Source organism: Rhodanobacteraceae bacterium (assembly GCA_024234055.1).
GTDB lineage: Bacteria > Pseudomonadota > Gammaproteobacteria > Xanthomonadales > SZUA-5 > JADKFD01.
Genome location: JACKOW010000002.1, coordinates 301,149 through 313,310 on the forward strand (window position 1 = coordinate 301,149; position 12,162 = coordinate 313,310).

At 64.5% G+C, this 12,162-nt stretch carries 11 protein-coding genes, 1 tRNA gene and 1 pseudogene; 9 read left to right on the forward strand and 4 right to left on the reverse strand.

The features are described 5' to 3' along the window. Positions 1–48: 48 nt before the first annotated feature. The 3 genes from arsC to H7A19_05640 are packed head-to-tail and all read left to right on the forward strand — an operon-like array spanning position 49 to position 1,516. Positions 49–450, forward strand: a complete 402-nt coding sequence (arsC, locus tag H7A19_05630; protein MCP5474305.1) for an arsenate reductase (glutaredoxin) — start codon at positions 49–51, stop codon at positions 448–450. Positions 451–509: 59 nt separating this feature from the next. Next, entirely contained in the window at positions 510–989 is a 480-nt protein-coding gene (locus tag H7A19_05635; protein MCP5474306.1) for a hypothetical protein, read from the forward strand. Further along, positions 986–1,516 carry a DsrE family protein gene (locus H7A19_05640; protein ID MCP5474307.1) on the forward strand — a complete coding sequence of 177 codons (531 nt, stop codon included), beginning with the start codon at positions 986–988 and terminating at the stop codon, positions 1,514–1,516. The genes H7A19_05635 and H7A19_05640 overlap by 4 nt, the downstream gene beginning before the upstream one ends. A 163-nt stretch (positions 1,517–1,679) precedes the next feature. Here the strand turns inward: H7A19_05640 and H7A19_05645 are convergent, their stop codons facing one another. Together H7A19_05645 and H7A19_05650 are read right to left on the reverse strand one after the other, a co-directional pair. Further along, positions 1,680–2,987, reverse strand: coding sequence for an amino acid permease (locus H7A19_05645; protein ID MCP5474308.1), 1,308 nt, complete (start codon positions 2,985–2,987; stop codon positions 1,680–1,682). A gap of 282 nt (positions 2,988–3,269) precedes the next feature. Then, positions 3,270–4,490, reverse strand: coding sequence for a threonine synthase (locus H7A19_05650; protein ID MCP5474309.1), 1,221 nt, complete (start codon positions 4,488–4,490; stop codon positions 3,270–3,272). A 100-nt stretch (positions 4,491–4,590) separates the two neighbouring features. Between H7A19_05650 and H7A19_05655 the strand changes: the two genes are divergently transcribed. Beyond that, positions 4,591–4,980, forward strand: coding sequence for a YchJ family protein (locus tag H7A19_05655; GenBank protein ID MCP5474310.1), 390 nt, complete (start codon positions 4,591–4,593; stop codon positions 4,978–4,980). 455 nt (positions 4,981–5,435) lie between these two features. On the opposite strand, the gene H7A19_05660 is transcribed toward H7A19_05655, so the two are convergent. Beyond that, positions 5,436–7,340, reverse strand: a complete 1,905-nt coding sequence (locus H7A19_05660; protein MCP5474311.1) for a formylglycine-generating enzyme family protein — start codon at positions 7,338–7,340, stop codon at positions 5,436–5,438. A 45-nt stretch (positions 7,341–7,385) separates the two neighbouring features. Between H7A19_05660 and H7A19_05665 the strand changes: the two genes are divergently transcribed. From H7A19_05665 to H7A19_05680, 4 genes are all read left to right on the forward strand, one after another. After that, positions 7,386–8,471, forward strand: coding sequence for a ribonuclease D (locus tag H7A19_05665; protein ID MCP5474312.1), 1,086 nt, complete (start codon positions 7,386–7,388; stop codon positions 8,469–8,471). 246 nt (positions 8,472–8,717) lie between these two features. Then, a tRNA-Ala gene (locus H7A19_05670) sits at positions 8,718–8,793 on the forward strand. A gap of 626 nt (positions 8,794–9,419) precedes the next feature. Then, the gene (locus H7A19_05675; GenBank protein ID MCP5474313.1) at positions 9,420–9,680 is read left to right on the forward strand and encodes a type II toxin-antitoxin system ParD family antitoxin; all 261 of its coding nucleotides are present in this window, start codon (positions 9,420–9,422) and stop codon (positions 9,678–9,680) included. Then, positions 9,680–9,976: a type II toxin-antitoxin system RelE/ParE family toxin gene (locus H7A19_05680; protein ID MCP5474314.1), complete on the forward strand. Its 297-nt coding sequence runs from the start codon at positions 9,680–9,682 to the stop codon at positions 9,974–9,976. Before H7A19_05675 ends, H7A19_05680 begins: the two co-directional genes overlap by 1 nt. 572 nt (positions 9,977–10,548) lie before the next feature. Here H7A19_05680 and H7A19_05685 read toward each other — a convergent pair. Continuing rightward, positions 10,549–11,556 (reverse strand): hypothetical protein, encoded by a 1,008-nt coding sequence (locus H7A19_05685; GenBank protein MCP5474315.1) that lies wholly within the window; start codon positions 11,554–11,556, stop codon positions 10,549–10,551. Between the two features lie 166 nt (positions 11,557–11,722). Between H7A19_05685 and H7A19_05690 the strand changes: the two are divergent. Beyond that, positions 11,723–11,839 (forward strand): annotated as a pseudogene (locus H7A19_05690) (DUF4172 domain-containing protein). Positions 11,840–12,162 lie beyond the last annotated feature (323 nt).

Consider the following 12,162-nt stretch of genomic DNA (forward strand, 5'->3'; position numbering starts at 1 on the left):
TATTTTCCGTGGGCTTGCCAGACATATTTACCGATCAGGAAGGCCCCGATGAGCGAGATCACGATCTACCACAACCCCAAGTGCGGCACCTCGCGCAATACGCTGGCGATGATCCGTCACACTGGCGTGGAGCCGACGGTGATCGAGTATCTGAAGGAACCACCCAGTCGCGAGGCGCTCAAGGCCCTGCTCGGGCGGATGGGTCTGGGCGTGCGCGACATCCTGCGCCAGAAGGGCACGCCCTTTGATGAGTTGGGTCTGGGCGATTCCAGGTGGAGCGATGAGCAGTTGCTGGATTTCATCGAGCAGCATCCGATCCTGATCAACCGTCCGATTGTGGTAACCCCGCTCGGTGCACGCCTGTGCCGGCCTTCCGAAGTCGTGCTGGAGATTCTGCCGCAACCCTTTCCCGGGCCCTTCACCAAGGAAGACGGCGAGGTCGTCGGATAGACGCCACCCGGCGGATCCGGGCTACCATCCTCATACTCTTGCCGTTCATGGAGCAGACAATGATCAGATCAGCACTCATGCTGGCGGTACTGGGCCTGGCAGCACTCGGGGCAGCAAGCCCTGCGATGGCCGAGTCGGCCACGCCGCCGTCCAGCTACGACGAGGCTCTGGCGAAAACGGTGGGCGCCGACGAATACGGCATGCGCAGCTATGTGATGGTGATTCTGAAAACCGGGCCCAACAAGATGCCCGAGGGTCCAGAGCGCAGCGAAATGTTCAAGGGCCATTTTGCCAACATGAAGCGGCTGGCCGAAGAAGGCAAACTCGCGGTGGCCGGCCCCTTCGATGGCGCGGAAGGTTGGCGCGGCATGTTCATCTTCGCGGTATCCGACATCGACGAGGCCAAGGCGCTGGTCGCCACCGACCCGGTGATCGAGTCGGGCGAAATGGTGGCGGAGTATCACAACTACTACGGTTCGGCAGCGCTGATGATGGTGAACGAGCAACACGCCAGGCTGGCAAAGAAGAATCCGGGATGAGCAGAATTCATGCTTGGCTTTGGGCGGCTGCATCTTGCCTGGCTTCCGGCGCAGGCGCCGCGCCGACCGACTTCCACGCCGGCAAGATCATTGCCGACTACGGCCGCGTGGCCACGGTCGCAGACGCGCCGGCCTTGGCGCCGGACAGCGAATTCAAGGTGGTCTTCGATGTCTCGGAGGCGGCCGAGAACGGCAAACTCAATCGCCAGCTGGAGAGTGCCGCGCGCTTCCTCAACATGCACGCCGAGGCCGGCGTGGCCAGTGCAAACTTGCACCTGGCCATTGTCGTCCACGGCTCGGCCGCCATGGATCTGGTCAATGACGAGAAGTACGGCGGCGAGAACGCCAACGCCGGGCTGATTGCTGCACTGAGCGCCGCTGGCGTGAAGATCGGCCTTTGCGGACAGACCGCGGTCTATCGCGATATCGGCGCCGATGATTTGCTGCCGGGCGTGCAACTGGGCCTGTCGGCGATGACCTTGCACGCGCAATGGCAGCAGGCCGGTTACACGCTCAATCCCTTCTGATTCTCTCCATGAAACTTGGTTGCGAGCAATTGATTTGCCTGCAACTTTCGGGCGAACGGCAAGCCGCTTGTCCGTGGGTCCAGGCTTGTCTGGGCGCTACTGCATCAACGTGCGAAAAGCGTCCAGAGAAGTCTGGACCCACAGAAGCATGCAAGCGCCGGGTTCATGGATTTTGCGCCAGCTTGCGGCCCACCAGCGCGTATCTGAGCCCCCCGATCAACACGATCACCAGCAGCAGCAGCAATCCGGGCCAGGTGTCGGCAAAGGCCGAGGCCTGAACCACCCAGATCGAGAACAGCAGGGCCGCGGCACCGAGTGCCCGGCTCTCTGTGCGCTGCTCCCGATCGAGTACCAGCGACAGCGCAATGAGTGCATATCCGGCCATGATCAGCACCACGGTGGTGTTGAGCAAGAGATTGAACTGCGCCACGAGCGTGGGCGATACCGTGCTCATCGCCACCACGCTCATGATGATCGCGAGTACCACCAGGCCGCGACTCGGAAGTTGCTCCGGATCGGATTCCGACAGAAATCCTGGCAGGAATCCAGCGGCCGCGCCGCTGCGCCCGCATTCGCCAGTCACCAGAAACCAGCCACCCAGGGTTCCGCACACCTTGAGAATGGCGCAAACCGCGATGAAGGCCCCGGCACCGGTGCCGGCCACTCGAGCCATCAGATCAGCGAAGGGCGCAGCGGAAGTCTGCAGTTCGACGGCAGGAATGACGCCCATCACGGCCACGCTGGCCATGATGTAGATCAGTCCTGCGACGACCACGCCGGCCAGCGCCGCGATCGGTACGTTGCGCTCGGGATTCTCGACCACGGCACCGGCGATGTTGGCGCTCTCCAGCCCGATGAAGGCCCAGAAGATGATCAGCAGCGACGCCGGCACGGTCTGCAACAGCGGCTCACCCGTGACATTCCACGACGCGGCAAAAACCGTCGCCGAGAAATGCGACAGCCCGAGAACGATGGCCAGAAACACCGGCAGCAAACCGATGATCAAGGTCATCCCGCTGATGCGCGTGACCACTCGCGCACCGAACAGGGCCGCCAGGGTCAGCAACCAGATCAAGGCCAGCGTCGCCGCCAGAGTGCCCGTGGGCGTCTGCAGCGCCGGGATCAGGGAGCCAAGATAGCCGACCGCGGCCAGAGCGATGGCGACATTCCCGATCCAGCCGGTCATCCAGTAGGCCAGCCAGGAGACGAAGCCAGCGACCGGATGAATCGATCTTGCCGGCCATTCCACCAAACCATTCGGGTTCGGGCGAGTTGCGCCGATCACGGCAAAGGCGCCGGCAATCAGCAGCGCACCGGCCAGGGAAACCACCCAACCGATGACGGTCGATGAACCAATCGCCGCCAGCGATGCCGGCAGCAGGAAAATACCGGAGCCGATCATGTTCCCCGCGACGAGGGCGGTTGCCAGCACCGGACCCACCTTGCGCACGGTTTTTCGAGTAGCCGGCATGACACTGTCCCTTGGGTTCGGTAGGCCTGCCGCCGACCACCGCGCATCGCATCAAGGTGTCGTGACCGCCCGATCCTACGCCTCAACCACCCCGCCGTGTCAGACCCAGTGTGAACTTGCCGCGCCGCCACGGCGGCGCCAGCAATGTCTCACCAGAACAGCGGTGTGCGAGGCTGTGGTAGTGCCGAGCTTGCTCGGCAGGGTGTGCTGAACCCAAGCAAGGGCGTCCAGACAAGTCTGGACCTTCCAAAGGCTTGCCAGAGCAGCGGAGCAAGCGCCGCGCTACGATCTCGCCGCATCGGATTCAGGCAGGGGGTACTTGTACCCGGTGGCGCAGTTGAACAGCACCACGCGTTCACCGCTGCGCACCAGGCCATTGATGCGCGCCTGTCGCAGGGCGGCCAGCGTCGCCGCACCTTCCGGGCACAGCAACATGCCGTCGTCACGCCCGGCCGAACGCCAGGCGGCCGTGATCGCGGTATCGCTCACGGCGATCGCTGCACCGCCAGAATCACGCACGGCCCTGAGGATCATGAAATCGCCCAACGCTGCCGGCACGCGGATGCCATGCGCCAGCGTGCTGGCATTTTCCCAGCGCTGGGCGAATTCCTCGCCGGCAGTGAAGGCACGCACGATGGGCGCGCAGCCGCTAGCCTGCACGGCAAACATGCGCGGTCGCTTGGCCCCGATCCAGCCCAGCGTCTCCAACTCGGCGAAGGCCTTCCACATGCCGATCAGTCCGGTACCGCCGCCCGTCGGGTAGAAGATGGCATCGGGAACCGTCCAGCCGAGTTGCTCAGCCAGTTCCAGACCCATGGTCTTCTTGCCCTCTATCCGGTAGGGCTCGCGCAGCGTCGCGCACGAGAACCAGCGACCGTCCCGTTCACCCTCGGCGACCAGCTTGCCGCAGTCGTCGATCATGCCGTCGACACGCACGAGCGTCGCCCCCTGCAGTTCGATCTCGCGCAGATTCGCTTCCGGCGTGTCGGCCGGACAGAAGCAGATCGCCTCGATGCCGGCACGCACGCAGTAGGCCGCCATCGCCGCGCCAGCATTGCCATTGGTGGGAATGGCCATGCGCGTGACACCCAGCCACTTGGCCATGTTGACCGCCATCACCAGACCGCGGGCCTTGAACGAGCCCGTGGGCAATCGACCCTCATCCTTGACCCACAGAGCGCCCAGATCCAGCTCTGCTCGCAGCGCCGGCAGATCGATCAGCGGGGTGATGGTTTCACCCAACGAGATCGGCTGGCGCGAGCCCGGCAAGGGCAGAAGTTCCCGATAGCGCCAGAGCGTCGACGGTCGCCGCGCCAGTTCCGCACGTTCGACCGCACGCTCGATCTGATCGAGGAAATAGCGCACCAACAGGGGCTTGCCGGCGCTGGACACCGTGTGCAGCTGGCCGGCGTTGAAGCGTTCACCGGTCAGTGCGCACTCCAGATGACTGACAAACTGAGCGGCGCGCATGGGCAGCTCCCACCATTTGCTGAGGTAGAGCATAGTCCCAAAGCGCCGATGACCCTATGCTGATGCTCAAGGCAGTCGCGCCAACCTGCGCTGCCGCGATCGGCTGCACGCCCCATCATGCGGAGTTCTGGCCATGTCACCGTCTGAGCCCTGCCCCTGCGGCAGCAGCAAGGCCTACCGCGATTGCTGCGGCCGCTATCACAGCGGCGCGGTGCCGGCGGACGCCGCAGCACTGATGCGCTCGCGCTACGCTGCCTACGTGCGCGCCAACGCCGAATACCTGCTGGCCAGTTGGCACCCCGCCACCCGACCACCGAGCCTGGATGCGCAGAGCCTCGAAGGCGTGCGCTGGCTGGGCCTCAGCATCAAGCGCCACCAGATCATCGACAACGATCATGCGCTGGTGGAATTCGTCGCCCGTTCGCGAGTGGGCGGCGGCTCGGCGCAACGCCTGCACGAGATCAGCCGATTCGTGCGCGAGGATGGTCGTTGGTATTACGTGGATGGCGAGTTTCCGGAGTAGGTTGAGAACGAGTCAAGGCAAAGGGCACGAAGGGCCAAACCAACATTGCCTGCCTGCCACGAGCCCGCGTCATTGCGAGCCACGGGTTTCGGCGCAACTCTGCCCCTGAGCCATGAACCGGCCTCGACGTAGCGCGGCTCCGGCGCGCGGAGCTTTGGGAAATGCACCGGGGTCGTTCGCGCCGGCGGCCGCGGCTCGGCTGGATGTGCACAGGCCCGACCCTGCACACGGGCCATGAACGACATGCCCGCCGGTAGGAGCGACCTCACGTCGCGACCGGCACGCCGACGAAAACCGGAAACTGCGGCGGGTCGATGTCCAAAGCAGGACGCAACGGAGAGTCCCGGTCGCCCCTGGCGGTGCGGTTGTTCGCGCATCAAACGCACGAGGGCGCGAGGGCACGCAAGATCAAGAGCTTGTCGTGAGGCTACCTTTACGTGCCCTCGCGCCCTCTCCTACAACTCCCGCACCACCCGGAAGCCGACACGGGCGCCGCTGGAATCGGCCAATGCGCTGCCGCGCCAGGCGCTGCGCACCTGGTCGCGCGAACTCCCCCAGGAGCCGCCGCGGATCACCCGCAATTCGCACCCGGGATTGACCCAGGCCACCGGCTGATCGGGCGCGCGCAGGTAGTTGTCGTGCCAGCAGTCCTCCACCCACTCCGAGACATTGCCGTCCAGATCGTACAGGCGATAGGCGTTGGGTTCGAAGCTGCGCACCGGCGCTACGCCCCAGAATTTGTCATCGTATCCAACAAAGCCCTGGTTCCAGCGCCGACCTTCCTTGGACAGCTCGCCGGCCCCGGCCACATTGGCCAGCACCCGCGGCGGATCACCATCGCCCCAGGGATATGCCGTGCGCGTGCCGGCGCGCAGCACGTACTCGAATTCGGCTTCGGTCGGCAGACGATAGGGCTTGCTGGTTTGCGCCTTCAGCCATTCGGCATAGGCCCGGGCATCGTTCCAGGACACATGCACCACCGGATCATTGTCGCGCGCCCGGCTGCCGTTGTAGCTGCGCTGCCAGTTGGCCCGTCGAGACTTGGTCATGCGCCCGGTCTTCTCGTCGTAGATGGCGGACGATCCGCTGCGCTCGGCGTCGGTGGTGTAGCCCGCGGCCTGCACGAAATCGCGGAAATCCGAGACCGTGATCTCGTTGCGGGCGATGGCGAATCCGCGCGTGAATTCGATTCGCCGCTGCGGGCGTTCGCTGTTGCTGGACCCTTCCTCGGACTCGGCCGACCCCATGACAAAACGACCCACCGGCACCACCACCATGCGCGGACCACGACCACCATTGGCAAGGCTGTCGCCAAAGCGCTCGCCCGGCGCAAAACCGCCGTACAGGCGCACATTGACGACCTTGCTTTCCAGGTCACGGACCTGATTGTCGTCGGTCAACAACTTGCGCAGCACCGCCAGCGCGCTCTCGGCCTGCTCCAGATCGGCGCTGGCCAGTGCATCCTTGAATCGCGTCAGATTCTCGGCTTCAGCCTGAGCCCTGAAAGCCATCACCTGCGATCGCGCATCCAGTACGCGGGATGTGCCGGTCTGCAGTTCCTCGGCCTGATCGAGCAGCTTGCCGGCGGTGATGAAACGCAGATCGTAGGCCGAGGCCAGCGCCCGCTCGATCATGCGCCGCTGCAGATCTTCCATGCCGCGCAGGGCGCGAGCGTTGGCTGAATCTATCGCCAGCGCACCGCGAAAGGCCTCGGCGGCACTGGCAAAGGTCTTGGGGCCAGCACCCTCGCGGGCGCTCAGTCGTTCAGCGCGTGCAATCAGATTGCGCATCTTGCGGGTGGTGTCGACGCTGGCGCGAAGCGCGACTGCCACGGCATCCTCGGCCACACCCTCGGGCAACAGCGTCAGCGCCTTTTCGGCAGTCTTCAGCAGATCATCGGGCACCACCGGACTGCTCGCGTCCCGCAGTTCGGTCAGCGCCTTCTGCAGAACTTCGCGCGCCTCCTCATTGGCCGGATCCACCACGAGGATTCGACTGGCCTGGGCGAAGGCACTGCTGTCGATGGGCTCCAGCAGGCGTCCTTCCTTGATCTCCGAGCGCATCGCGGCAATCAGCGCGGCCAGTTCCTCGGCACTGACGTCCACCGGCGGGCTCTCCTCGGCGGGCTCTGCACCCTCAACAGCGGCCGTCGCGCTATCGTCCAGCGCCTCATCCGGCTCCATCTCGGTCGGATCTGGCGATTCCTCGTAGGGCTCCTGCTGAGCCAGCATCGGCGCGTTCACGCCACCGGGCGTCGGCGCGTCCTCGCGCTGTTCACGCCACCAACCGATCCAGGCGCTGCCCAGTATGATCGCCAGTGCGATCACGAAGCTCAGTCTGGATTGACGATCAGAAGCCATCGGTCCCGTTCTGCACCTGCCACACCATCGAAAGGATCCACTCTAGTGTCAGTTACCCACCCGGCGCCAGCGCCACTCTGGATTGCCAGCCGCGACGCCGCTGCCCGGTTTGTCGCCGGCGCCTGCAACCATACGACAGTCGCGCTCGATACCGAGTTCATTCGCACCCAAACCTACTATGCCGAACTCGGTCTGGTTCAGCTGGCCGTTCCGGGCAGCATTGCGCTGGTCGATCCGCTGATCGAGGGCATTGGGGCCGATCTGGCGCCGCTGATGGCCGCCAGCGGCACGATCAAGATCGTCCACAGCGCCAGCGAAGACCTGGAAGTGCTGGGCCATGCCCTGGGCCAGGTGCCCGAACCGCTGTTCGATACTCAGATCGCCGCCGTGCTCTGCGGCTACGAGATGCCGCCCAGCTATCAGAAGCTGGTGCAGGCTGAACTCGGCATCGCGCTCGACAAGCACGCCACCCGCACCGATTGGCTCAAGCGTCCGCTCGATGACGAGCAGTTGCGCTATGCGGCGGAGGACGTCGAGCACCTGCACCCGGTGTTCGAGCGCCTGGATCGGCAACTGCGCGAACTCGGCCGACGCCAATGGCTGGATGAGGACTGCGCCCGCGCCGTCGCCAGGGCCCGCGCGCCGGGCGATCCCTATCCGCATCTCAAGGTACGCGCCATCGAGCGCATGAGCGCGGCCCAGCAACAACGCTTGTGGCGCTTGCTGATGTGGCGCGATGCCGAAGCGATGCAGCGCAATCGCCCCAAGCGCTGGATTCTGGACAACCCGGTCGCCATCCGAGCCGCGCTGCTGGAGCGCCCTAGTCGATCCGACCTGGAGGCTGCAGTCGCCGCCGACGGCAAACCCAGTCCGCGCCTGGCGCAGAAACTGGAAACCATCCTTCACGCGGAAGCCAGTGCAGAAGAGCTCGCGATACCTCTGCAGAGCCTGCTCACCGAGGCCGAGAAGGCCCGCGCGAAGTCCCTGCGGGAAACCGTGGTCAAGGAAGCGGAGCGCCTGGGTATCAGCGCCGATTCGCTGCTGCCGCGACGTGCGCTGGAACATTGGGCCCGCCACGACCAACTGCCCGACGACCTGCGCGGCTGGCGCGAAGGCGTGCTCGGTCTGTAGCTCCAGGGCCGAGCGTCACTGCCGCTGGCCTGAGCCAGCCCCTCAGCACACTTGCAACACGATCGGCGTGACGGACCAGACGCGGCCATGCGGAGGGCCGCGCGCCTGCGAGGCCACTGTTGATCCAATGCCACAGCCAAAGCGGCGCCGCAGCGCGGCGCTCTCCACGGCTGCCACACGCAGTCCCGGCTGTCCGGCACCCTTGGCTCGGCCGAGCCAGTGCTGCTATCCTTGAGTGCTTGACGTGGGGCGGTAGCTCAGCTGGGAGAGCGTCGCGTTCGCAATGCGAAGGTCGGGAGTTCGATCCTCCTCCGCTCCACCAATGTACCAACAAGAACCGGCCCTCAAGGCCGGTTTTTTGTTGCCCGGAATCCCGTGTTGGCGCGGAACCCGCGCGGTTTTGCCGGTGCCACGCGCGCCGGGAACAGCGCCCGAAACCGCCCAGGTTCGCCTCCCTTTTCCTCTTTCTTCTCCACTTGCCCTCACCCACCGGCGCCGGTTGGCACCGGCAAGACTTCTGCAGTGGCGCGAGGTTACGCGGGTGTCGCGGAGATCGGTAGTAGTCGATGATTGGAGCAGGAATCGGGTTGAGAGAACCGAGGGCGGCGGTCACCGGGCCGCGCACGGCATCCGGCATAGGCCTTTTCCTTCTGGTTGCTAACGACCAAGCTCTTGTAGACGCGCAGCGGCGCTGCCCAGTTCTTGAACACGTCGATGGGCTTGCTGCTGCGGCGTTCGGCGCGCTGCATCTCGCCCTCGGCCCTGCGGTCTTTGCCCTCGAATTCCCAAGGCGCCCGGAACACATCGGCCTGCGCTTTCGACCAGCGATTCGGGTCGGGCGTTGGAAGGCGGCGCTCGGCCTCATCATGGTCCGGCTCAACCGCGCCGGAAATTGACCCAGGCGGGCGCCGATCCTACTATCTGTTAGTAACAGATAGGAGAACCGTCATGCCTACCAGCGTCGCCCTGGGCCCGCACTTCGAGACATTCGTCCGCGATCAGGTAAGAAGCGGGCGTTTCAACAATGCTAGCGAAGTCGTCCGCGCCGGCCTTCGCTTGCTCGAAGACACCGAGAACCGCAAGCAACTGGAGCTGGAAACACTGCGAGCGGAAATCGCCGCTGGCCGCGCCAGCGGCCCCGCCAAGCCCGCCGAAGAGGTCTTTGACCGGCTCGAAGCCAAATACGCGGCAATGGGCAAGGCGCGTTGATGCGCCTCGTCATCAAGCCGCTCGCCGAACAAGACATTGAGGTCATTGGCGACTACATCGCGCGCGACAACCCTACGCGCGCCGTCTCTTTCGTGGGCGAGTTGCGCGAGCAGTGCATGCGTATCGCCGACAATCCGCTCGGATACCGCGAGCGTCCAGAACTGGCTCCGGGTCTGCGCTCGTGCGCGCATGGGAACTTCGTGATCTTCTTCGACGCGCTACCGGACGTCATTGAAGTCGTCCGCGTCCTGCACGGCGCTCGCGACTTGCCCACCGTGCTCAGCGAGGATCAGTGAGCGTTTCCGCTCGCTAGTCGCCGGCATCGCGTTTCCTCCCGTCGTCGGTGCACCGCAATACGGCCGGGAGGACCACCGAAGCCAGCTCGACGACCCGCCATGCAATGAGGCAGGGCCTACGGCGAGTGCCGGCCGAAATCAGGATTTGGCGGATCGCACCATGCAGCGGGCCCACCATATCTTGCCGCCCAACTGCGCATGGATGGTTGGACTTCCGCGGGATCGAAGGGCGACGCACGAGCGCGAGTCTGGTCCTGGGGTGCGCTCCGCCACCTATGCACCAACAAGAACCGGCCCTCAAGGCCGGTTTTTTGTTGCCCGGAATCCCGTGTCGTCGCGGAACTCGCGCGGTTCTGCCGGTGCCACGAGGGCCGGGAACCGCGCCCGAAACCGCCCCGGTTCGCCTCCCTTTTTCTCTCTCTTCTCCACTTGCCCTCACCCACCGGCGCCGGTTGGAACCGGCAAGACTTCTGCAGTCGCACGAGGTTAGGCCGGTGCTACGGAGAGGTCAGAGAGCGTTGGCGCTGAACCCGCACATGCACTCTGACCTCCGCGGGGGTGACGGGTGCAAGTTACGGACTCTCGAACCCGTCGGCGAAACGATTGGGCGTACTGACGCCGATCAAGCGTCGATGCCGCTGGAGCCGGGGGTTGCTAACGAAGGAGGCGACCGGACGCCCCCTGAACACATTGTCGTCTAGGTCCCAGCAGGCCTTGTTCGCAGGGATCCCCAAGGAACCGGTCATCGAACTGTTGGGAACATTGTAATACCCGAAGCCGTAGGGCTCGAAATCGACGCTGGTCGCCGGCACCACAAAATTATTCACCCATTCGCAACTCGCTACACTGGTGGTGTCGGTCGCGATCTCGGACATGCCAATCCACGCAGGGGAATCGCCGAAAATGGGTTGATGCAATATCCAGAAGTACCCTGTTTGCGCTGTCTCGTTCTTGAGCACCGGAGGAAGGGTGGCAAGATCCACGTAAAGAAGGAAGTTCCAATAGGCAAATGGACCGCTCTGTCCGAATGCCGGCCCAGGAGGAAGCGTGAAGCCGTGGTAGGTCTGACCCAGCCCGAATTGTGACGGACCCACGGTGCATTCACTTGGCACGGGATTGACCGGCTGGCCGGCAGCACCCTGGTTGTAGATCCTCGGCGCATCCAGATCAGGCGAGGTAGCCGAGCCTGTGTAGATTCGCACAGGCGGGCTGACGAGAAATGACGAAAGGGCAACGTCATAGGCGCGTTGTTGCGCTTGAGGAGTGTCACCGCCACCGTAGGCTTGAACCACCATTTCGATCCGGTTGATTCTCCAGTCGGTGTACGGCGGCACCTCGATGCGGTCGTATTCCCAGAAACCGGTAAGCCCCTCTCGCGCCCCGCCATTCGGATTGGCGCCCGTGAGATTGTGATCCCACCAGACCTCCGGATAGTACGGAAAGGTGTAGTTGGCAGCCCGGCAGAAAGCGTCCATGGAAGGTGTGGCGTGCAGCGCGACATCTTGGGCTACCACATCGAACGAACCGAGCCCGATGCATCCTGCAACAAGCAGTTGCGCTGCGGTCGACGATCGTTTCATGGAATCTCCCCCCTGCGGCGCGGGTGGCGTGGGCGCATCGGAAGTTTAACGGCTCCTTCGAGGCAGTGTGCCAGTCGGGCGGAGGTCGCTGCAAGCAGACACGTCCAGCGAAAGCCGATTCCGGAATCGCGACACTACCCATGCGTTGTCGCGCGACCCGCAACAGGCCATGTGCTCGCCCGATACCGCACTGCGCGACATCACCCAGTTGCTGGATCTGGGCGTATTGACCAGGGCGACCGGCGGCGGGCGGAGCACGGCTTACGAACTGGCGAGCCGCTGACCGCCAATGCGGCGGCTCACAAGGGCTTACGATCTGCCCGATCGCTGCCTGGCCGTTTTCTGGACATTGGCATGATTGCCGTGGGGCTCGCCTGTCTGGTGCAGAATCTCGACGACGCGTGACACCACGACGCAGGGGCACTCAGAATTCAATCCGGAACTCCAACCCGTGGCTCGGCGGTGCGTCAGTTCCAGTCGCGTGTGCAGTCCCGACACTGCACATGGGCCACGAACCTGGCCCCTGCGGGAGCGGACTTTGTCCGCATTTGGGTCTGGTGCCTGTCCGAAGGCAAGCATCGCGGCTGAAGCCGCTCCCACACCGGC

What these genes read in the sequence shown, in the direction of transcription:
- H7A19_05655 (MCP5474310.1), top strand. Translation starts at nt 4,591, where the DNA reads ATGTCACCGTCTGAGCCCTGCCCCTGCGGCAGCAGCAAGGCCTACCGC.
- H7A19_05680 (MCP5474314.1), top strand. Translation starts at nt 9,680, where the DNA reads ATGCGCCTCGTCATCAAGCCGCTCGCCGAACAAGACATTGAGGTCATT.
- H7A19_05650 (MCP5474309.1), bottom strand. Translation starts at nt 4,490, where the DNA reads ATGCTCTACCTCAGCAAATGGTGGGAGCTGCCCATGCGCGCCGCTCAG.
- H7A19_05635 (MCP5474306.1), top strand. Translation starts at nt 510, where the DNA reads ATGATCAGATCAGCACTCATGCTGGCGGTACTGGGCCTGGCAGCACTC.
- H7A19_05640 (MCP5474307.1), top strand. Translation starts at nt 986, where the DNA reads ATGAGCAGAATTCATGCTTGGCTTTGGGCGGCTGCATCTTGCCTGGCT.
- H7A19_05645 (MCP5474308.1), bottom strand. Translation starts at nt 2,987, where the DNA reads ATGCCGGCTACTCGAAAAACCGTGCGCAAGGTGGGTCCGGTGCTGGCA.
- H7A19_05660 (MCP5474311.1), bottom strand. Translation starts at nt 7,340, where the DNA reads ATGGCTTCTGATCGTCAATCCAGACTGAGCTTCGTGATCGCACTGGCG.
- H7A19_05675 (MCP5474313.1), top strand. Translation starts at nt 9,420, where the DNA reads ATGCCTACCAGCGTCGCCCTGGGCCCGCACTTCGAGACATTCGTCCGC.
- H7A19_05685 (MCP5474315.1), bottom strand. Translation starts at nt 11,556, where the DNA reads ATGAAACGATCGTCGACCGCAGCGCAACTGCTTGTTGCAGGATGCATC.
- arsC (MCP5474305.1), top strand. Translation starts at nt 49, where the DNA reads ATGAGCGAGATCACGATCTACCACAACCCCAAGTGCGGCACCTCGCGC.